This window comes from Robinsoniella sp. KNHs210 (assembly GCF_000686105.1).
GTDB classification, from domain to species: Bacteria; Bacillota; Clostridia; order Lachnospirales; family Lachnospiraceae; genus Robinsoniella; species Robinsoniella peoriensis.
The window spans coordinates 2,915,417-2,937,597 of record NZ_JMLZ01000002.1; the positions used below are offsets into that span (position 1 = coordinate 2,915,417).

The 22,181-nt window shown below is 38.8% G+C and carries 22 protein-coding genes; 9 read left to right on the top strand and 13 right to left on the bottom strand.

Translation table 11 applies throughout. From position 1 onward, the window contains the following. Nucleotides 1–51 precede the first annotated feature (51 nt). The 10 genes from CD03_RS36265 to CD03_RS0119810 form a co-directional block, all read right to left on the bottom strand. Nucleotides 52–660, bottom strand: coding sequence for a SipW-dependent-type signal peptide-containing protein (locus CD03_RS36265; protein WP_052377884.1), 609 nt, complete (start codon nucleotides 658–660; stop codon nucleotides 52–54). Nucleotides 661–768: 108 nt separating this feature from the next. Next, complete coding sequence (locus CD03_RS0119770) at nucleotides 769–1,389, bottom strand: SipW-dependent-type signal peptide-containing protein (RefSeq protein WP_027295110.1); 621 nt, start codon at nucleotides 1,387–1,389, stop codon at nucleotides 769–771. Between the two features lie 121 nt (nucleotides 1,390–1,510). Beyond that, nucleotides 1,511–2,026, bottom strand: a complete 516-nt coding sequence (locus tag CD03_RS0119775; protein ID WP_027295111.1) for a signal peptidase I — start codon at nucleotides 2,024–2,026, stop codon at nucleotides 1,511–1,513. A gap of 63 nt (nucleotides 2,027–2,089) precedes the next feature. Further along, on the bottom strand, nucleotides 2,090–2,656 hold the full coding sequence (locus tag CD03_RS0119780) for a SipW-dependent-type signal peptide-containing protein (RefSeq protein WP_027295112.1): 567 nt from the start codon (nucleotides 2,654–2,656) through the stop codon (nucleotides 2,090–2,092). A gap of 12 nt (nucleotides 2,657–2,668) precedes the next feature. After that, a complete protein-coding gene (locus CD03_RS0119785) occupies nucleotides 2,669–6,709 on the bottom strand; it encodes a fibro-slime domain-containing protein (protein ID WP_027295113.1) in 4,041 nt (1,346 codons plus the stop codon). Between the two features lie 141 nt (nucleotides 6,710–6,850). Next, nucleotides 6,851–7,294, bottom strand: a complete 444-nt coding sequence (locus tag CD03_RS0119790) for a hypothetical protein (RefSeq protein WP_027295114.1) — start codon at nucleotides 7,292–7,294, stop codon at nucleotides 6,851–6,853. Nucleotides 7,295–7,305: 11 nt separating this feature from the next. Further along, nucleotides 7,306–8,526, bottom strand: coding sequence for a BTAD domain-containing putative transcriptional regulator (locus CD03_RS0119795; protein ID WP_160295874.1), 1,221 nt, complete (start codon nucleotides 8,524–8,526; stop codon nucleotides 7,306–7,308). Between the two features lie 184 nt (nucleotides 8,527–8,710). Beyond that, the gene (locus tag CD03_RS0119800) at nucleotides 8,711–9,691 is read right to left on the bottom strand and encodes a MucBP domain-containing protein (RefSeq protein ID WP_027295116.1); all 981 of its coding nucleotides are present in this window, start codon (nucleotides 9,689–9,691) and stop codon (nucleotides 8,711–8,713) included. Further along, nucleotides 9,692–10,492: a hypothetical protein gene (locus tag CD03_RS36270; protein WP_156042968.1), complete on the bottom strand. Its 801-nt coding sequence runs from the start codon at nucleotides 10,490–10,492 to the stop codon at nucleotides 9,692–9,694. Between the two features lie 87 nt (nucleotides 10,493–10,579). Continuing rightward, a complete protein-coding gene (locus CD03_RS0119810; RefSeq protein WP_027295117.1) occupies nucleotides 10,580–11,227 on the bottom strand; it encodes a SipW-dependent-type signal peptide-containing protein in 648 nt (215 codons plus the stop codon). A 251-nt stretch (nucleotides 11,228–11,478) separates the two neighbouring features. Between CD03_RS0119810 and CD03_RS0119815 the strand changes: the two genes are divergently transcribed. From CD03_RS0119815 to CD03_RS0119845, 7 genes are read left to right on the top strand one after another with little or no spacing between them, the layout of a single operon-like run. Beyond that, nucleotides 11,479–12,444 (top strand): transglutaminase domain-containing protein, encoded by a 966-nt coding sequence (locus CD03_RS0119815; RefSeq protein ID WP_052377886.1) that lies wholly within the window; start codon nucleotides 11,479–11,481, stop codon nucleotides 12,442–12,444. Between the two features lie 35 nt (nucleotides 12,445–12,479). Next, nucleotides 12,480–13,499, top strand: coding sequence for a type II secretion system F family protein (locus CD03_RS0119820; protein WP_027295119.1), 1,020 nt, complete (start codon nucleotides 12,480–12,482; stop codon nucleotides 13,497–13,499). Between the two features lie 11 nt (nucleotides 13,500–13,510). Beyond that, nucleotides 13,511–13,837, top strand: a complete 327-nt coding sequence (locus tag CD03_RS0119825; protein ID WP_027295120.1) for a CHASE3 domain-containing protein — start codon at nucleotides 13,511–13,513, stop codon at nucleotides 13,835–13,837. Between the two features lie 11 nt (nucleotides 13,838–13,848). Continuing rightward, a complete protein-coding gene (locus CD03_RS0119830) occupies nucleotides 13,849–14,346 on the top strand; it encodes a DUF4860 domain-containing protein (RefSeq protein ID WP_027295121.1) in 498 nt (165 codons plus the stop codon). A gap of 17 nt (nucleotides 14,347–14,363) precedes the next feature. Beyond that, complete coding sequence (locus CD03_RS0119835) at nucleotides 14,364–14,804, top strand: type IV pilus modification PilV family protein (protein ID WP_027295122.1); 441 nt, start codon at nucleotides 14,364–14,366, stop codon at nucleotides 14,802–14,804. 14 nt (nucleotides 14,805–14,818) lie between these two features. Then, on the top strand, nucleotides 14,819–15,337 hold the full coding sequence (locus CD03_RS36275) for a hypothetical protein (RefSeq protein ID WP_052377887.1): 519 nt from the start codon (nucleotides 14,819–14,821) through the stop codon (nucleotides 15,335–15,337). Between the two features lie 11 nt (nucleotides 15,338–15,348). Continuing rightward, nucleotides 15,349–16,404, top strand: a complete 1,056-nt coding sequence (locus CD03_RS0119845; RefSeq protein ID WP_027295123.1) for a type IV pilus twitching motility protein PilT — start codon at nucleotides 15,349–15,351, stop codon at nucleotides 16,402–16,404. Nucleotides 16,405–16,606: 202 nt separating this feature from the next. Here CD03_RS0119845 and CD03_RS0119850 read toward each other — a convergent pair whose 3' ends face one another. Beyond that, entirely contained in the window at nucleotides 16,607–17,407 is an 801-nt protein-coding gene (locus CD03_RS0119850; RefSeq protein WP_027295124.1) for an AraC family transcriptional regulator, read from the bottom strand. Nucleotides 17,408–17,543: 136 nt separating this feature from the next. Here CD03_RS0119850 and CD03_RS0119855 point away from each other — a divergent pair, with 136 nt between their 5' ends. Next, complete coding sequence (locus CD03_RS0119855; RefSeq protein ID WP_027295125.1) at nucleotides 17,544–18,866, top strand: alpha-glucosidase/alpha-galactosidase; 1,323 nt, start codon at nucleotides 17,544–17,546, stop codon at nucleotides 18,864–18,866. Between the two features lie 168 nt (nucleotides 18,867–19,034). Here CD03_RS0119855 and CD03_RS34165 read toward each other — a convergent pair whose 3' ends face one another. Continuing rightward, nucleotides 19,035–19,940: a hypothetical protein gene (locus CD03_RS34165; RefSeq protein WP_044289526.1), complete on the bottom strand. Its 906-nt coding sequence runs from the start codon at nucleotides 19,938–19,940 to the stop codon at nucleotides 19,035–19,037. A 421-nt stretch (nucleotides 19,941–20,361) separates the two neighbouring features. On the opposite strand from CD03_RS34165, the gene CD03_RS0119865 reads away from it, so the two are divergent. Then, on the top strand, nucleotides 20,362–21,273 hold the full coding sequence (locus tag CD03_RS0119865; protein ID WP_044289527.1) for an AraC family transcriptional regulator: 912 nt from the start codon (nucleotides 20,362–20,364) through the stop codon (nucleotides 21,271–21,273). A gap of 63 nt (nucleotides 21,274–21,336) precedes the next feature. On the opposite strand, the gene CD03_RS0119870 is transcribed toward CD03_RS0119865, so the two are convergent. Continuing rightward, nucleotides 21,337–22,167, bottom strand: coding sequence for a carbohydrate ABC transporter permease (locus CD03_RS0119870; RefSeq protein WP_027295127.1), 831 nt, complete (start codon nucleotides 22,165–22,167; stop codon nucleotides 21,337–21,339). Nucleotides 22,168–22,181: the final 14 nt, after the last annotated feature.

Here is a 22,181-nt window from a genome sequence, read left to right on the forward strand (position 1 = left end):
ATGAATTTCAAACACGCTCTGGTGAGTATTTACTGCTAATTGCTATCCTGTTTACTGTACTTCTGTTGGAACTGTTTTATTTGTTTCTGCCTGAATATCATTTCCTTCTGAATCTTTCCATCCCATAATTAAACCACGTTCTGAATATGGAGTAAAGCTATCAGCCTGAATAGCTTCTGCAAAAACATTAATCTTAAATGTCAAACCAGATACTTCATTGCCCCAGTTTTCCGGTATTTTTACGGTTTGGAACAGATAATCTGATGCTCCAGCCTTCATTGGAGCCTGATAATAATAGTATCCGTCTGTTGATAAAAACCATTTTTGAGTATCAATATCAATCAATGGTAAAATATCTTCAATTTGTTTTTCACTTAAACCTTCAAACTCAATTTTGGCACGTACATATGCTTCTAAAGAACCTTCTGCTACTGTAATTTTAGGGTCTTTTACAATACTCTGATTTGGCTTTACGTCCGTAATTGTATCATCCGGATTTTGACTAAACTCCGGCTCTTCTAAATCGATATCAACTTTTCCCATGGTTACAACGTTTGTCTTACTGTCTTTATCTGTGAAATATGCTAAAGTTGCCCCTACTCCGATTACTGCTACTAATGCTACTGCTGCTACCATAGTTAATATTTTTTTCTTTTTCATAATTATATTTACCTATCCTCTCTTTATTATATCCGTGGTTATATTTAGTGTTATATTTGGGGTATATTTACAATAAATTATATGCTGATTTAATGATGTTTTCGTTGTCTATGCCTCTGGATTTAATGCTTTACTTAACTGTGCAGTAGCTTCTTCCAGTGCTTTCGCTTCATCAATACCATCAGCCTGAATTGCAGCTGCAACTACATTTACTGTCCCAACAGTACCTTCTAAATTACCCTCTGCCTTTTCATTATATTTAACGCTTGTAAATACAGCCGGAAGTATATTATTTTTGTTCTGTTTTAATACTTTATCTTTATATTTGTAGATACCATCTAAGCTTATAGTTTCATCTGTCTTAATCCAGTCTGTATTCCATCCATCAATAGTAAAGTTCTTACTTACTAAATCATCTGCTCCGCTTACCTGTACATACACCCAACAGTCAGCAGAATCAGCATTGACGGTAACTACCGGTCTCTTAGCAACTTCCTGTCCCGGATACATATTCTTACCATCGGTCGTATCATTCCACTCTGTTTCTTTCGTAAAATCTTCATTCGTTTCACCGGTTTTTTCATTTAAATCAATCTCTACTTTACCAACTGTAAATGTATTTTGTGCTACATCTGTCGTGCTTGTTAAGTACGCTAAAGTTGCTCCAACCATTACTACACCTGTCAAACAAACTGCTGCTACCATCGTAACTAAACTTTTTTTCTTCATCTCATTATCTCCTATTCTTTCTATCCATTTATAAGTTCTTTTCGACTTCCTATGTTATGTATCCAGTATATAACAATCCAGTCACACACTGGTCATACAGAGATAATTCCATGATACTTTTTTATTCTTTTTTACTATCTTTTTTATTTTCTTTTTTCTCGTCTTTACTGAAAATTTCAGGTAAAAAAACAAGCAGAATTAACACTATAAATACGGCACATATCCCCGCTATTCCAAGCGGTGTTTTAGCATAAATACTGATATATCCCATGAGCGGAATATGAAATCCCACCTTACCGATAATGCTGGGTGCTGCTACCGGTTCGGCATCTTGTACTTCATTTGCATCACCTTTTGTTGTGATTAGCTGGTTCTCCTGATCCACATCTTTTATTCTATGTGTTACCACCGTATCGCTTCCCATATGAAAACTAATTACATCTCCCACTTTTAATTCATCAAACGGAGCTTCCTTTACATAAGCAATGGAACCCACACCTATGTTGGGTTCCATACTTCCGCTTAAGACTGCCATCGTTTGATATCCAAAAAAGTGTGGTACAATTAACGCTGCTGCAACTAATGCTAATATAATTAATAATAAAGAACTTAATATCCCACATACTTTTTTTAACATCTCTTTTCCTCCAAGCTTCTAACTTTTTTGTCGTATTTTGCATTTAAATAACATAAATATACTTTATTCAGCACTATAAATCTTCCATATTTTATTTGCTGATTCCACATTAAAATTCCCATTTTTGTCTAATGCAGAAATTACATCTCCTGCATCATTAACAGCTTCTGCCTGCACCGCTTCCTGGTATAATGTCATATCAAATGGTTCAAACTTTGCCGGATCTTTTATTTCATATTTACTGAATAATGCCTGTGTGCTTTCTCCCGGCTGAACAACGGCATTATAATAATAAAACCCATCTTTTTCATTATAAATCCACAATACATCTTTGCTTCCGCCAGAGACACCTACATTACTCTCTGCACTCTGAGGAGATATAGTCATTCTCATACGAATAATGCATGCATTTTTACCTGTGTTTCTCACTGTGGGCTCTTTAATACCTTCTGATGCAACAATGTTTTCTTCAATATCAGTTGTCACATTACCTACGGTAAAAGAATTTTCTTTTACCGTAGAAACGTCCGAGTATAACGCAATTGTCATACCGGTAATACCTATTGCTGCCACACATACCATAACCAGAGTGGCCATCAATGCTTTTTTATTTTTTATAAATCGATTCATCTTATCCACTCCTTAATTTTCTTTATTCTCTGACTTTCCCAACTGATCCGGAGTAATTACAATATTACCATTTTTGTCCATGGTAAATTTATTAATTACCACATCTGTATGGGAATAGTTATCCGGATTCGTACGAATATTTTTAAATGCTACTGTCTGATTTAATGCAGTTTTCTTTAATTCTGTTTGTTTTACATTTCCACCTACACATTCATATCTAATCGTTTCTAACTCAGTTATTTCATAATTTCCAAGGGGTAAAAGTTCGAAGGTTTTTGTCTGTGTTAACGCTTCATCTTTTTTAAAACGCATTGTATATTCAAACACTTTTCCCGTTTCTAAATGTTTAATTTGGAATGTAAAAATCGGATCACCATTGTCATAATTTACAGAATCTATAGTCTTTTTAATTGTCAAATTTCCTAACAGCAAGGTATTCGTAACAATAACTTCTGCATTCTTTTTAAACAATAATTTTCCGGAAGCTTTTTCATCAGTCGCCAGAACTTCTGCATTTACTACTTTATAGTTTTCTTTATCATATTTTGTAAAAGCCTGATTGAGTTCATTTAAATTAGATTCCTTTACTTCAAAACTGGTTCCTGACGGAATCTTGGGAATCCTGATTTTATCACCTGCTTTTACATATATCTTTCCTTTGACTGCCTGCTCACGGTTTTCATCTTCTTTTGCTTCATTTCGAATAAATTCACCTTCAAATAAATGACCTCCCACAGTAACCGTCAATTCATAAATATCTTCTGAAGATCCTGAAGTTAACACTTTTTCAATTACCAGATCCTGCAGGTTATCTCCTGTACAGAAGTTTTGAAAGTTAACGGTAAGATCCGTTCCAACCAGCAAAGCCTGACTTCTGACAATATATTTATCTGATCCTTCGTCTCCTTCAATTATGGAACCATTCTCTGTCGTTAACTTTACACCATTCACTTCAAATTCATCATACTGGCTCTGAATAACATCCGTTTCTTCCACAAAATACTTTTTGCCCATATCAAACTGAGTAAACTGAGCTGTCTGACCATGTTTTAAAGTAAAACTGCCATTAAGGTCAGTCTGCATTTCTTTTATCTTACTTCCATCAATAAGTGTATATGCCCCATCTGTAACCAAGCTATACTTTGTATTATCATTATCGCGCGTTACATCTCCATTTTCATCTTCTACATAAAGTTTAAAGTTAAAGTTTACATCACTGAATGATCCTTCATTTATATTACCAATTTCTTTTGTAACATTTACACTTCCCTTAGGAACTGCCGGAATATTGAATTTCAATTTACAGTTAGATGCTCCTGCACCACGCTCCATATAGAATATCTTAATTTCATGAGCTGTATAGTTTTTAAAATAGTTCCCGCCTTCTACAAATTTAGAAGTATCTGCCTTTGCTTTCTGAAATAAAGCTTTTATATTTGTATCTGCAACTCCCTGAACCTTTACATCTCCTGTTTTGAAATTAATGCTTCCACTGCGGGCATCATGACAACCGCCAATATCTAACACCAGAACGCCATCGATGAAAACCCACATATCATCATCGCCGTTAAATTCAAAAACCATTGGGCTTCCATCTACCATTCCATTTTGCGGCTGTGCAAAGGAAGCGCTCATATTCATGCCAAAGTGATACGTTTTTCCCTGGGTAAGATATAATTCTTCTCCATACCGGGAATCATTTTTGTCTAATGGGTTACCCTGTTCGTCGTAATAATTTTTATTTTTACTAAGTTTTCCATTCGCTATATTATTGTACGGCATAAAGTTACCACGCTGATAATATAATTGATTCGCATTATCCGGTGTTCCAATCTGTTGATAAACAGTAAAATTACCTGCATTATCACCTGTCTGATTTAAATAAGCATAATTATCAAAACTGCTATAGTAAAAGTACTTACTCTCATCATATACACTTTGTAAAAATAAATGGTTTGCATTTGCCTGAGTGGTATAGCTCCCCTGTGGATTAAACCATTCTTTTAAAGTAGTTCCTCTGAGATCCTTATTACTTCCGAATTTTTTAATTGCCTGACCAAACTTTTCACTAAACACGGGATAGCCATCTGCATCTAATTTATTCTGGACCATCCCCTGTTTAACACCGCGGCCGGCAGCAGTTTCATTCCATTCCCCGCCCGAGAACTGATGCTCATTAACGCTATAGTTAAACATATTCAATTCAATGCCCTTGCTATTGCTGTCGATGGTATCAACTGTTTTAAGATTGTCAGTATATTCAAAATATAATTCATCGCCCGGCTGCACATTGTATGTTACGTCATTTGAACTCCACTTTACCTGCCATCCGTTGTTACTTTCATTTTTCCAGAGCATTACATTGCTGACATCTTTTTGTCCCCCCCATGAATCAGAAGTCATATATGCACGACAAAAAGATTTATTTTCAAGTGTCTTATGATTATCCATATCTTCACTCTGAATCCATTCACTGATTTGACTGGGTGAAGCCTGTGGCCAGGATACTGCTGTCTTATGTTGAAAACTAATAGGTTCATTCATTAAATCATTTCCCTTTTTATCAACAATGTGAATTTTCAAACTCTGCGTTGTATTCGCTTGACCCGAACCAGCAGTATTTTTCCAAACTAACGTAAATATTGAGAAACTGTTAACTTGAAAATTGGTTGTTACCACTTCAGCTTTATTATTAACATCTACTGAGGCATGTTTAATTTCTTCAACATTTATATCCTGATTGCCATTTTCATTAAAATGGTATACCGTAACATTCTGTTCTGCATTGTTTTCTGCTTTTTCAGCATTACTCTTTGTTGTTTTTTCCGGTTTGACTCCTTCTTTAAAATCCATAGTCACTGCCACTTCACCGGAAGGTTCCACCTCAACACCATCTTTTACAAAACTAATATCATATGCCAGAAATCCTGTTATTGTATCATCTTCTGCTTTTGCATTGTTATTTAACAGGCTCTCTACTCTATCCAGTTCCTCTTTGTCTACTACCGGGACAACTTTCAGTTCTGCTCCTCTGGGAAGTATCCCCGCTTCACTTAAAACAGCCTTTACCGTCACCTGGTCATCATCGTATGTATATTCTGTTGTTGTATCCTCACCATTCCAAGCAATTGCGAACTGGCTTACATTATCTGATTCAAATGCTACTTCATTAACTGCAAAATCGGAATTACAATTTAAAACTGTTGTTTTTTCTTTCAAATCAATTACATTTGTTTTTCCAGCTTCATTTTCATCTGCCGTAAACTTTAATACCTGCGCCTGAACCGCTTTTAAATTTATTTCTTCCGTTCTGAAGGTTTCAGGAAGAACTGCGTTTTTAAAATTAATGGAAACTTTCATTTCATCTTTGACCGGATAGATCACACCATCTTTTTCAAACTGAATTGCATAAGCATTAAATCCATCGATTGGTGCTGCTTCTTTTTCCGCTTTTTCATTTAATAAAGTATTAATTTTGTCATACTCTGCTTTTTCAGCTTTATCTGTTTCAGGGCTGTTATCTGAAATCATTTTATTTAAGATTGGCTTTACCTCTAACACCGCATCCGCTGGAACTGTATCCGAATTCATCAATTCTACTACTGCTGTCATCTCTTCATTTTCAAAAAGATATTTTGACTGCATTTCTTCCGGTCTGCTTTCTGTTTCTGTTGAAGCAGTTTCTGTTGTCTCCGATGTCATTTCGGATTGCATTTCTTCCTGGCTCTCTGCTTCTGTTTCGCTGGACATCTCTGTCTCCGGAATATTTTCAGTTCCTGCTTCGGAATTCATTTCCGTTTCCGGTACTGCTGCAGCTTCTGTTTGAATCTCTGTCATTACGACAGGTTCCGTCTGAGCAGCCGCTTCACTTTCAATCGTCTCTGCTGCCGGGCTTACTACGTTGACCTGTTCAGCCTCTGCTGCCGTCCCCGGGACTTCTGTATGATCAGTATTATCCGCCGCCAGTACTACTCCATTGGAACCTAATGTAGTCACGATCATGGCCATACATAAAAGGATTGCGGTTAATCTTTTTTTCATTCTTGTCTTCATGTGGATCCTCCTCTGATATACTATCTATTCTCTTTCAAATATCAACTTATCCCGTTAATTCTTCGTTTTATAGATTTACTATATCAAAATCAAGTCACAGACTGGTCACAGCAAACATTTTTCCAAAAAAATATGGCGATATCACTGATCTGATATCACCATATTGCTCGTTAATATATCTATCATTGTAATGGCACCTTCAAAGCTGCCCAGTTTTTCTCTCTGCAGGCCATATACCTCCCCTTGCCAGGTAGAATGCCTCCTGCTGATAACTATAACATCAAAGGTTGCTATGACACCTTTTTGATTTAAAATCTCATCAATATCCTTTTCACTGCCGGGATTCATTGAGAAAAAAGATCTTGAATGCTCCTTTTGAAAACTTCTTTTTTCCTGAAATGCCTGGGGATAACCTGCTTCATCAAAGATCTTATCTACTTCAATTAAAAGGCTGGAAAGATCCTGAAACTTAATTTCATCTTTTGATAACCTTGTATAAGCCCTTCCCTGAAAATAAATATCTTTCTTTTCATCTATACATATTCTAAGAGCATTCATCAAGTAATAAGGCTGTATATTTTCCACAAATGCTCCTCCTATTCGTTACTTATATCTCCAAAACTAATTTCTTCCAAACTGCTTCTTAAGTTAAATTTCTTCCATTTAGCAGAATTATAAAAGTTGTCTTCGATCCTCTTCAATACCATCTTACCGGATTCATATGTACACGTAGGTAACAGCACAACATATTGTGACCCGCTGTATCTGGCTGCAACATCTCCTGCCCGGAGACATCCAAATGCATCTTTCACATGATCCATAGCCCGTTTCAGCATTGACAGATATGTTTCTGTCCCCTTTTCTATGTACTGAGGAGGGTTTATGGTTATCAGCGCTACATGGACAGCCATTCCGAATCGCTGGGCCTGCCTTGCCTGCAGCCGGTATATTTCACGGAATATCCCATACTTACACAGAAATACACCCTGGGGTTTTGCCGCTTCGCACAGATCCTCCTGAATTCTCTTAATATCCAGTTCCTGACTGTTCATTTCGTTTAACAGCGACTGATATATTTCTTCCAGCTGACTGGAAGGTTTGACACCCAGATTTTCATACAGATGCTCTACGGCTCTTGTATAATATTCCTGTGCAATCTTCTCTTTGTGCTGTCCAATCAATGACTTAATCAGCAGATAATACAGATATTCATCCAGCGAATCCATAGAAATTGCTTTACTGCAGACATTTTCCATTTCTTCAAAATTTCCGGCTTCTTCATATAGTTCCGCCAGGCTCTTCACGGCTGATAAAAACATTGAATGATAATAGGCTGATAAAGAAATAACCCAGTGTTCCGATGAAATCTTAGGTAAGTACATACCGGCATAAAGATCTACTGCACGGCGGTACTGAACAATCTGGCCTTCTATATCATCTTTCAGATTTTTGGCATTTTTACAGCAGGTTTCAAATTCTTCACAATCCACCTTTACCGTAACATCCGGATTCCAGTAATAAGCTCCACGCCCTGTCAGAATATATTCGGAACTTCCCAGTAACTTCTTCATAATGTTTCTAAGACGATACATCAGGTTTTTTAATGCCCCTACCTGATTATCCGTTTCGTCCTCATTCCATAGAAGATCACCCAGTTCCTGCACCTGAATCATTCTGTTTCTGTTGTTTAAAAAGTATGTCAAAAGCCTCGTCACCATGACAGAACGAATGTTATCGTCATTTAATATATTCTTTCCATCTGTTACATGAAAATCGCCAAACATCTTCACCTGTAATTTGTTCAATTTATTCTCCATATTAGCCATAAGACATTATTCCTGTCATTCTGATTATTTTATGCCAATACCCCATATCATCAGAACAGCGATATGGGATATCGATTATTTTTCTAATCTTATCATAGCACTAATATTCATATGATGCAATGCTTCGTGGCTCATTATACTGCTATCTTTAATAAATCTTAATAATTTAATTCCTTTATTTACGTCTTCTGGAAACAACTGTCTTAATTCCAAAAGCTGCCGCTGCTGCTGCCAGAATTCCAAGAATGATATATATAACCGTATAATCATTTTTGATCTCCGGAGCTGCTGAAAGCGGTACATCCTCGTCTTCTATGCTGATCGTTTCCTGTTCAGAATCCGTCTCAGGGGAATCCGCCAGCGGAACCTGCTCATCCGGGATGTCTACCGTATTCTCATTTGCAGCTGGCTGATTATTTTCATCCGGTGCTGCCTGTTGGTTGTTTTCACCATTATTAGGAGTATTATTTGCGTTGTTATCCACTGTATTATTTGGTGTGGTATTATTTGGTGTGGTATTTGGCGGTGTAGTTGCCGGAGTATTATTTGCTGCAGGAGTTGTTGGCGCAGCAGGTGTATTATTATCCGGATTGTTATTTGGTGCTTCCGTCGCCGGTGGATTTGTCTGAGGCTCCGTCTGCTGTACATCGGATTGATTGGATGTATAAATAAACTGAATCTCAGAATTTTTATCTGACAAAACCACAGATTTTGACTTTTGGTCTGCCGTGTAGCCGCTGATCAGCAATGCTGTTTCTGTTATTTTATTTCCATTCTCACCCATAGTAACCTTAGTGGTTGCAAGCTGATTTCCATTTGTGTCTACATATTTAACTGCGTATTCTACTCCACTTACTACCGGAATATATTTAGCGACATAGATTTTTTTCCCGGTTACCGGTGTTCCGGCTTCCTGGGGTTCCTCGCTCCATTCTTTAAAGACATATCCTGTTTCCGGGATGGCATAGGGACTATTTGGGAATCCCTCACCATATGGGATATTATAAACGACTTTCTTTCCATCACCCTCACTTAAGGTTCCGTGAGAACCCCCTCGAAAAACAACCTCATAGTTTTTTGCTGCTTCTGCAGAAAGTACCGGCACTGCCAAAAATATCATAAGAAAGCACATTATCAACATACTTATTTTTTTCATTTATGACTCCTCTCCTTTCTGATTCTTTTTCCGTCTGCCTGCAGCTATAAATATCATTACGCATACACAGGCACCCATCGTCCCTGCAAGCAGAAAAATCGGCGTATCATCGCCAGTTTTTACTTTATTTGTTGTTTGATTTGTACCGCTGCCGCCATTGGAATTCCCATTGCTGCTGTTATTATTGTTATTATTATTTGAATTACCCGGATTTTTATTTGTGGTCGGCTCTGTCTGGTCGGCAGAATCATCATGTGCCACACGGAACGTAAATTGGATGACACCCTCTGTTTCCTGGTAGCTGTTATCCATGGAGTCCCCATCCACATAGACTTCCATATCTATATCCGTTGATTCCCCTTTTCCAAGGCTTTCTAACAGGAAATTCTCACCCATATAACCTTCCCCAAAGCTTTCCAGCCCGCCGATTTTTCCTTTATAGAACTGTTCCCCGTCTTTTTTCAGGGTAATTTCAAATACCACCCCGCCTGCTCCCATTTCACGAAGCACCTGAGCACTCATGTAAAATTTCATCTGTTCATAGTCATCATTTGTCAGCGTAATTTTCTGAGTTCTCGTCTCCCCGGGCATCATATTTTTAAAATTATCAAACAGATCATTGCTTCCGTTTAAAAATACAAATTCTTTGGCATCACCATCAAAAGTAACATTTGTATCACTGTCAGCGAATACCACCATATTCATTTGTAAAAGCAATGTCAGTATAATGAAAAAACTAAATATTTTCTTTTTCATATTTTCACCCACCGCATATTGCAGAACCGCCTGCAATACTGCCACTATAAAACATGTTGAAAGAATCATGATGTGGCATCCTTTCTGCTTTAAATTTTTCTTTCAACACTTACCTCCTGTTAATATTCGCTTCTATTCTTCCTCTACTTCCTGCAGAACTCCGTTTTCATCAATTTTAACTTCTAATCCCCATTCTGACAGCATGGCATCTGCTGCCCCGATTACCTGGATCGCATCCGCCTCCACATCAAAAGCGATGGAAAGTCCGGTATATAAATTTTGTTCTTTGCTTGGGATGTTGGCAATTTGGATAAAATCCATTATCTTCGATGTAGACTCTTTTTCATTCAGGGGTTTGCGGTAGTAAAAGTACATTTCTTCACCATTTTCATCGTCAGCCTGAATAATCCAGTCATCCTTTTGATTCGTTATAATTGAAATGTAATTTGCGTCAGCTTCCGGATTTTTCTCACCGCTGCGGTCTTCCCAGCTCTTATGCAGTGTTACTCTTAAGTACAAAGGGTTATCTTTAATATTATCTACATAAATGGCCTCCGGAATTTTATCTCCAGGCATTCCTGTAATATTCTTGATATCGCCTTCCTTTATTTCTTTTCCGCCATTTGCCGTTTCTTCCATAAGCTGTATTCCAATATTTCCGGCACTGATTTTATTTTTAGAAGTTGTTTCTGCCTGAAAGGATGCCATTGTCCCGCTTATCAAAGTCGCCGCTAAAAGCACAGCCGCCGCGCCGATTATCATGAAATTTTTCTTTTTCATAGCTATTTTCCTTCCTTGTATATACTGGTACTGCGTTGCATAAATAGCTGTGATACAGCACCCGCTATCCACAGTTATTTATGCAATGCAGTACTTGCATTTAATGATACTGATGCACTTTATAATTAGATTATAATGGATTTTTGTCACACTTTAGTCACACGGAATCATTTTCATAAAATATATTGTATTTACATCTGAGCATTGCTATAATAAGCATTATTACAGCAAACTGAGAGGGAGGTATTTCTATGTATCCCTGCAAACTTCATAAATATGCCTTTCTGATGATACTGCTTTTATTCAGTATCTTTTTATCAGCCTGCGGCAATTCAGACGATCGGGAGCACGTTGTCTCCAAGGGTTCCTCCGGGTCTGGTATCAGTTCCACGGGTTCCCGCCCGAATACACCAAAGGTTCTGACTCCAAAAGCTGCCGGAACAACGGTACAGACTGATGCGTACGCTTCCATTGATACATCCAGCCTGTCAGAAGGCTATTTTATGGTAAAGTACCTGGGCAATGCATCCAAAGTGAAGCTGCGGGTGAAAGCTTCCGATAATTCTACTAATGACTATAATATAAAAAATACCGGAAACTATGAGGTTTTCCCCCTGTCCCAGGGAAACGGGAACTATGAAATTATGGTTTGTGAACAGCTGGCCAATGATAAATACGCTATCGTAAGCTCTTTATCCGCAGATGTAACATTAACAAATGAATTCGGTCCCTTTCTGTATCCGAACCAATATGTCAATTTTACAGCTGATTCCCAGTCCGTAAAAAAGGCAGCTGAACTCGTAAAGGGAGCTTCAACAGATCTGGATGCCATTACCTCTGTATACAATTTTACCATCGATAACATTACTTATGATACGGATAAGGCAGAAAGCGTACAGTTTGATTACATTCCCAATGTGGATGATACTCTGACAACCAAAAAAGGAATCTGCTTTGACTACGCTTCTCTTATGGGAAGTATGCTGCGTTCCCAGGGCATTCCCACCAAAATTGAAACCGGATATTCCGGGGAAGTTGTCCATGCCTGGATCAGTGTCTATACAAAGGAGGAGGGCTGGATTGATGACATTATTCAATTCGACGGCAAAAGCTGGTCACTCATGGATCCAACCTTCGCAGCCAGTGGGAAAAACAGCAAAAAAATCCAAAAATACATTGGAGACGCAAAGAACTATACCACTAAACATACCTATTAATAGATATTTAAATTTGCGTTTTGAAAGGAGTTCTTATGGCAAAACAAGCCAACAAACCATTATCCAATACTGAAATATCCTTTTTCTGTAATCAAATGGCAATGATTCTCCAGTCGGGTATTTCTTCTATTGAAGGCATCTCTATCATGCTGGAAGATAACGTCAGTCCGGATGGAAAGATTGTTTTGGAATCTATTTATCACACGCTAGAAGAAACAGGGAACTTCCATGCTGCGGTATCAGACTGCGGAGTATTTCCTAAATATTTTACAGATATGGTTGAAATCGGCGAACAATCAGGCCGGCTTGACGATGTCATGTCCTCTTTAGCCCAATATTATGAGCGGGAGGAGAATATCGCTAAAGGAATTAAAGGTGCTATTACATATCCCTGCATTATGATCGGGCTTCTGTTATTTATAGTAGTGATCCTCATTGTGAAAGTACTGCCTGTCTTTAATCAGGTTTACATTGAGCTGGGCAGCCAGCTGACGGGATTTTCCAAAAGCCTGCTGAACCTTGGAAACATGCTCAGCCATTATGCAGTGCCCGTAATTATCGTTTTCGCAGCTTTTACGGCTTTCTTATTTTTCAATGGTTCTAAGATACGTTTTTCCAAAACTCTTCAGCATAAGATAGCCCAGGGTCGATTTGCCAGCGGAATGTTTCTTACACTGAGCAGCGGTCTGGACATCGAGCAGAGTCTTACCATGACCTCTAAGCTGGTTGATAACCAGGATTTACAGGAAAAGATTAAAAAGTGTCAGACTTCCATGGAAGAAGGCGAAAGCTTTTCACATGCAGTAACCAGTTCCGAACTTTTCCAGGGGGTATATGCCCGCATGATCGCAGTGGGATTTAAAACCGGCAACGTAGACGAAGTTATGAAGAAAGTAGCTGATCAGTATGAAGAAGAAGTCGACAATCGGATCGAAAGATTGATCTCTATCCTGGAACCTTCCCTGGTAGTTGCACTATCTATAATTGTGGGTGTTATTCTGCTCTCTGTTATGCTTCCGCTTATGGGCATTATGTCCAGTATCGGACCGCTTTAGGAGGTATTTCTATGAACCGTTTTCACCAGTTACCTTTTCATCGAAGAATAAGAGCCGGTTTCCTGGTTTCACTCTGTACCTTCGGACTTGTTATGATTTTATTCCTATATGGAATCGGCAATATCTCTGCCACAACCGACGCTGAACAGCAGAGAACCCTTGCCGATGCCCTAAGACGGTGTGCCGTACAGAACTATGCCCTGACAGGCTCCTATCCGGATACCCTGGAAGACCTTTTGGCACACTATGCCGTCGCATATGATGATGATAAATTTATTATTCATTATGAACCTTTTGGCTCTAATATTATGCCTGACATTACCATTATTAAGAAATAGGAGGCCACCTTATGAAGAATTTCCGGTCAAAGGAACACTTTGTTGATATCGTTTTTACCCTGTCACTGTTCTGCGTATTTGCAGCTTCAGCGCTGCTTGTGGTTCTGATCGGTTCTAATGTTTATCGTTCTACTGCCGGGCAAATGGCAGAAAATAATTCTTCCCATACTGCACTCTCTTATATTTCTGAAAAAATCCGGCAGGCGGACGGTATTGGTGATATTACCATTACCAGACTGTCAGGCACCGATGCCCTGGCTCTTACAGACCAATATGACGGGCAGGACTACATAACTTATATTTATGAGGATCAAAATGAGTTAAAAGAACTATTTGCAAAAGCAGACACTTCCGTATCTGTTGAATCCGGCCAGTCCATTACAGATATTACCTCCCTTAAAATGGAAGAAGTGAGGGAAGGGCTTTATCATTTTACCGTTTCTACAGAGGACGGGAATGGTATTGACCTCTATATCCACCCCAGAAGTGACATTAAAGACATTGAATAAGAAAGAAGGATTCCAATATGAAAAAGAACACTCCTTCCAAATCAAGTTTATTTTTAATCGAATTGATCATAGCCATACTGTTTTTTACCGTTGCAAGCGGTATCTGCATTCAGCTGTTTTCAAAATCTTTTTTGCTGAGCCAGAGTTCAAAAAATTTGAGTACATCTTCCCGACTGGTATCAAATACAGCCGAAGTACTGGAAAGCTGTAACGGTTCCCTGTCAGAAGTGCAGTCTTTGTTTCCGGAAAGTGTCACTGATGGGGATTCCATAATCTTTTATTATGATACAGCCTGGGAAAAATGCAGTGAATCAGATAGTAAGTTTACTCTCATCGCTACAGTTACCGGGGACTCCCGTAAAAAGGACGTCTCCATCTCATCATTTGAAACTGATAAACCGGAAAAACTGCTGTATTCTCTTGCAGCCCAAATAAATATTCCTCATACTCTTGAGTAATAGAAAGGCCGTTTATGATGAAAAAGAAAAAGAAACATACTTTTTTAAATATCGGAACTTCTTCCATTCTGCTTGTATTTGTGCTTTTATGCCTGGTAACATTTGCTGTTCTTTCAATCGTTAACGCCAACATGGATTATCAATTGAGCAAGAAGAATGCCGAGCATACCAGTGCCTATTATAAGGCGGACCAAAAGGCCAAGCAGATACTGTCTGAAATTGATGACATTTTATATTCCGAGTACAGATCGCAGACTTTTTCCGACCCACAATCTTATTATACCCGAATAATAAAGGTACTCTCAGACAAGGATACATATACCTTTGACCAGGATCGTCCGTCACCTGAATTACATTATGCGGTACCAATTACGGATGATCAGATGTTAAAGGTAACTCTGGAGCTTAATTTCCCAACACAGTCGGGAGAGCGCTTCTATCGCATTATAACCTGGAACAGCGAATCTGATGGCAGTTGGGCACCGGAAAGTAATGTACCTGTATTCAACGGATCTTTTGAATCTGAATTTTAGGAGGAACTTTAATGGAAATAAATGAACTATTGGAACATGCGGTAAAAGCCTTGGCATCAGACGTTTTTATTGTAGCCGGGCTTCCCCTGTCCTATAAAGTCAATGGCACTATGGTACATGATGACTCAGACAAACTTATGCCTAATGATACCGAAAATATTATAACGGAAATTTATCAACTGGCCGGAAACAGATCTATGCAGATTTTGCTGGATAAAGGCGATGACGATTTTTCATTTTCCATTACCGGCCTGTCCCGATTTCGAATCAATGCATACCGTCAGCGTGGTTCCCTGTCTGCCGTAATCAGAATTGTGCGGTTTAATCTTCCTGATCCCCAGGAATTTGGCATTGGGAATAATATACTGCGGCTTGCAGACTTTAACAAGGGTCTGGTTCTGGTTACCGGACCTGCGGGAAGCGGAAAATCAACCACTCTTGCCTGCCTGATTGATGCCATCAACTCTTCCAAAGAACGTCATATCATTACACTGGAAGATCCCCTGGAGCATTTGCACCGCCATAAAAAAAGTATAGTAAGCCAGCGGGAGATTAACACAGATACCGAAAGTTATCTGGTAGCCCTGCGTGCCGCCCTTCGCCAAAGCCCCGATGTTATTCTGCTGGGCGAAATGCGTGACTTTGAAACAATACAGGTTGCCATGACCGCAGCTGAAACAGGTCATCTGGTATTTTCCACCCTCCATACTATAGGCGCTGTGAATACAGTGGGAAGAATTATTGATGTTTTCCCTCCAAGCCAGCAGACCCAGATTACCGTTCAATTATCCATGGCGTTACAGGCAGTAGTATCCCAGCAGCTGGTTCCCTCCGTTAGCGGGAAACTTATCCCTGCTTTTGAAGTTTTAACATTAACTCCGGCAATCCGGAATATGATCCGAGAGAATAAAATCCCCCAGATTGACGGAACATTATATTCTTCTTCCTCGGATACAATGTTCTCCATGGATGCCAGTCTGGTCAGCCTTTGCAAAAAGGGGCTGATTACATCCAAAACCGCCTTAGAATATGCAGTAAAACCAGATATGATGCAGCGTAAATTGTAGGCTGCTGTCCAATTGACATACTTACCTTACCTCGCTGCTACTGTACTTTTTGCTATACTGTTTGTTTTACTGTTCTGCTTCTTTTACTGTACTGCTTCTTTTACTATACTGTTTCTTTTACTGTTCTGTTTCTTTTACTGTTCTGCTTCTTTTACTGTGCTGCTTCTTTTACTGTGCTGCTTCTATCACTATATTGCTTTTTTTACTTGACATTTTTCTGATAACGCTGATACTGCTTTGGCGTCATCTCTGTAAACTTCTTAAAATGATTGCAGAATGAGGCTGCGTCCTTAAACCCACAGGAATACGCAGTCTCTGTAATACTGTACTTCATCGTTTCCAGCATATTCATCGCTGTCTTCAACCGAAATTGAATTAAAAACTGCTTTGGCGCACACTGCTCTACATCCATAAAGATCTTATACAGATATGTCCGGTCAATCCCCACGTACTTTGCTATATCGCTGATTTTAATGGGATAGCCATAGTTATGACAGATATAATCCACTGCTTTCTGGAAATATTGCTGCTCATAGCTTTCCTTTGGCTCATCCGACTCCCGTACCATAAGTGCCATTACCTGATAAAACATTCCGGTAAGTTCAAACTCATCTTCTTCATGCTCCAAAAATATCTGAGCTAATCTTTGCATTCTTTCTATAAATAAATCTGTCTGCTCCGGCTGAAATGTCAGTTTATGCCCCTGAAATCCCGTTCTTTTTAAGATTCTCTTTGCCTCATAACCGTCAAAAGCAACCCAGGCATATTCCCATGGTTCCTGATCGTCCGCCCTGTACAGGGTCATTTCGTTTGGGTAAATCAAAAATACATCTCCCATCTTTAGATGCATTTTCTGACCTCCTGTTTCATAGGTCCCTTTTCCCTTCACTACCACATGCATCAGATAATGTGGGCGTAATGCCGGTCCAAAAAAATGACCGGATTCACATTTCTCCCTCCCCGCATAAAATACCGACAAGGATTTTGAATACCTGCTTTCCATAGCATCTCCTTCCTATTACTTTTCAACAAATCAACAATTTTTACGAAACAATTTGGATAGTCTGCCCATATGATTTATTATATAATAAATTACAACAGATAACAAATATTATCCACATAAAACCAGGAGGTCCTATATGATTAAAATAACATTTATGGGTGCCGGAAGCACTATATTTGCAAGAAATGTACTGGGTGACTGTATGTGCACCCCTGCTTTATGCGAAAGTGAAATCGCACTCTATGACATCGACAGACAGCGCCTTGAAGATTCTGAGATTATTTTACAGGCAATCAACAAAAACGTAAATGAAGGACGAGCTACTATTAAAACTTATTTAGGAGTGGAAAATCGAAAAGACGCCCTTCGTAATGCTAATTTTGTTGTTAATGCAATACAGGTTGGCGGATATGATCCATGTACTATAACTGATTTTGAAATCCCTAAAAAATATGGTTTAAGACAGACTATTGCGGATACACTGGGAATCGGAGGTATTATGAGAGCTCTGCGTACCATTCCGGTTATGGCTGATTTCGCCAGAGACATGGAAGAAGTATGCCCTGATACACTTTTCATGAATTACACCAATCCTATGGCGATGTTAACAGGATATATGCAGCGTTATACAAAAATCAAAACCGTAGGACTCTGCCACAGCGTTCAAAAATGCTCAGAGGATCTTATGAAAGCACTTGGCATGGAAGATAAACTGGATGACAGACGTGAACTCATCGCTGGTATCAACCATATGGGATGGCTTCTGGAGCTCCGTGATAAAGACGGAAATGATTTATATCCGGAAATTCGTGAACGGGCTGCTAAGAAAAATGCGGAAGAAAAGCATAATGACATGGTTCGTTATGAATATATTAAAACTTTAGGATATTACTGTACAGAGTCCAGCGAGCACAACTCCGAGTACAACTCTTTCTTCATCAAATCCAAATATCCGGAAATGATTGAAGAATACAATATTCCTTTAGATGAATATCCAAGAAGATGTATCAAACAGATCGCTGAATGGGAAAGTGAAAAGGCTTCTATTTTAAAGGATGGCAAGATCACCCACGAACGTTCTCTGGAATACGCTTCTTACATCATGGAAGCTGTAGTTACGAACAAACCATATAAAATAGGCGGTAACGTATTAAATACTGGCTTAATCGATAATCTTCCTGCAGATGCCTGCGTAGAGGTCCCATGTCTGGTAGACGGAAGTGGAGTAACACCTTGCCATGTCGGACGCCTGCCGGTTCAGTTAGCCGCTATGAATATGACCAATATTAATCCTCAGCTTCTGACCATCGAAGCAGCCGTTACAAAAGACCGTAGCCACATTTATCAGGCAGCCATGATGGATCCACATACCGGTGCTGAACTTAATATTACTGACATCAAAAAGATGTGTGATGAATTAATCGAAGCTCATGGAGATTATATGAAAGATTTCCAGTAATAATTAAAAATCGGGGGCATGCAGATTGTTGAAATAAATTCCCCCCCTTTCTTCGGCAGGGGACACCTTGAATGCATACTTCAAGAGGTCCCCTGCTTATTTCAATACTTTTTACTGACTTTATTCATCATAATGACAGATACGACTACAGCATGAAATAAAATATATCTACATTTGTTTCTGAAACTCATCAATAGTATGAGTTACTGCTGCTATTTTAATCCACCCGGATAATCTTTCCACATCCTTCTCCGATATAATCCTCTGCCGCAGATCGTCTGAAACAGTTCCTTTTATATCCAAAAATTCCACGATCGCTTCCGCCTTCCCCTGGGATAGCCCAAGCTCTATTCCCTGGGAAATCCCATCATCTACTAACATTTGCCCTAATCTTGTCATATTCATTACCCCCTTAATTTCATCCATCTCTTCATTTTTCAAAAATTTCTCTGCCAATGCATAAATAACCGCTTGTATCTTTTGGGACTCTTCTGCTCTTAAACAAATCTCTTTACTGACAATCTGGAGCGCATTTTTAATCCGGTCCTTCATTGGTATTTTTCCCTGCATCAATGGAGTCAGCGCCAAGGCAACCAGTTCCTGCCTTTCTATAGGCTTTCCACATTTCTGCTTTTTCAAGAGTTTTTTTATGATCCGGTCTGCATTCTTATTCTGCATAATAATAGGGATTACCCGATAGGTATTAATGCCTTCCGTAAATTGATATTGTGGATTCTTAATCTTTCCGGAAAACAAAACGTAAGTCACAACCGGCACTTTATTCTCCTGGCTGGTTAATGCCTCATAAACCCGAAACCTTTTTAAATCCGTAATTCCTCCATTAGTTGACTGAAACTCAAAATGTTTCCAGGTTCCGTCATCCATAATCAGATTCATATCTTCATACAGCCTTTTTATCTCCATATGTATTTCCTCTGTTGGTGCAATCATCTTCACCTTTCCTTTAATCCCCAAATAAGGGAGCAGCTCATCTGCAAAAAAACGTACCATTGTTTTCATTACTGAATCTTCAATCTGATTAGCACCGGTCTGCTTTTGCTTCACTTCCTGCATATAACCTCACTTTCTATACTCCAATGCAGAAATCTACCTATTTCAAAAACAGAGCATAGCAGAAATTGCTCCAAACTATAAGATAATGGTTTTCCTATTTACATACTATAATTGAATTTCGCTTTGAAAATAAGCGTGGAATTTAATAAGAAATTAAAACTAAGAACTTAATAATAAATATAAATACATAATCAAAAAATAGATAAATTTTTGCACTGAACCATTATCTTATTTAGATAATAGCAAACTAATGCTTTGCTGTCAATAACTATTCTGCTGCCAGCCGACAGAATCCTTGCAATCCCCCACTCTCCATCCCTCTGACTTTGCGGGATCGCAGCTAATCGTCCTTTTCTTTAAGTTGACGCAATTCCCCCGCTATATTATAATAAACATACAGTTAAATAGAGGAGGGGATTACATGGAATTACAGGTTGGTTATACCGACTCTGCCAACTACAAGTGTCTGGAAGACCTGCAGCGTGACTATGTTGATTTGTACCTGAGCTATTGTGGGATTGAGAACTGTGAAGCCGGATTTGGCTTTGGACCGCAGAAGCGTACGGAATATGTGATACATGTCATTACCAAGGGCAAAGGCTTTTTTCAAGTGGGCAAAGAAATATATCCTCTGGTAAAGGATCAGGCTTTTTTAATTATACCTGGTGTAGAATGCTATTACGAGGCTGATAAAGAAGATCCCTGGTCTTATATTTGGATAGGATTTAACGGTTTAAAATCCTATGAATGCATTGCAAATGCCGGTTTTTCAAAAGAAGAACCAACTATCTCACTAAATTGTACGGACAAGCTGATTACCTGTATTTCAAAAATGCTGGATGCACGTCAGCTTACTTACGCAAATGAACTAAAGCGGGGCAGTTTATTGATGCAGTTTATGGCTATTATAATCGAAGACTATTCCCTTCGGGATCAGGAACATATTAACTACGATTACTCGGGAGCTGTCTACGTAAAACATGCTATTAATTTCATGTCCCATAACTACTCAAAAAAGATAAAAATAAACGACCTGGCTAATTATATCGGAATTAACCGAAGCTATCTTACCAATAGTTTTAAAAAAGCAATGGGTGTCTCACCACAGGAATTCCTGGTCAGCCTTCGCATGAATAAAGCGGCTTCTCTCCTACAAAAAACCACTTTACCCATCAGTACGATTGCGATCCAGGTAGGCTATGACGACCCATTGGCTTTTTCCAAAATATTTAAACAAAAATACAGCGTCAGCCCAAAAGCTTTTCGGGAAATTCCGGAACATCTTGTAACGCTGGAGAAAAAAAATGATTACGTAAATGTACGATCATTGTAAACCGGGATAAACTTCAGATTGTAAAAGGGGGCGTTTTTATGCGTCCCCTTTTGTAATTCTCTATTATAATTTACCACCGGAGGTTGCAATACCTTCGATGAACTGTTTCTGAAATATTACATAAATAACGATCATCGGCAGACAGGCAATCAGAGACGCTGCCATCAGTTCCGGGAATTTCGTTACATACTGCCCCTGCATTTTCGCCAGCGCTGCAGACAGGGTAAGCATGTTCTTGTCTGTATTTACAATCATTGGCCACATCAGGTCTTTAAATGCAAATACTGCTGTGAAGATACCCAGTGCAACCATCGCTGACCTTGTCAGCGGAGCCATAATAAACAGGAATGTCTGTCCTATATTACAACCATCCAGTCTGGCTGCCTCTTCCAGGTCATTTGGCAGACCCATGTATCCCTGTCTTAACAGGAATGTTCCAAACGCTGTTACAAGACCCGGGAAAACCAGTGCAAAAATCGTATTCATCATACCCATTTTGCTGATCATTAAGTACTGAGGAATGATAAAAATCTGCGCCGGAATCATCATTTGGAATAACACTAATGAAAACATCAGGTTTTTACCTTTAAAATTCAGTCGTCCAAAGGCATAACCTGCCATGGTTGCCGTAATTACTGCACATAAGACTCTTCCAACAATCAATAATAAGGTGTTCTTATAAAGCAGCAGGAAATTCATATTATTCCACACTGCTTTAAAAGCGTCTGTTCTCCACACCTTTGGAAAAATTACAAACGGGTCTACCTGTGTTGCCTCTGTTACCGATTTAAATGCCGTTATTATCATCCAAAGGAAAGGCACAAGCATGGTAATAGAAATTAAAATCAATATTACGTGAATCAATACTGAAACAGCTTTTTTCTTTGTTTCCATCACTTTCCCTCCTT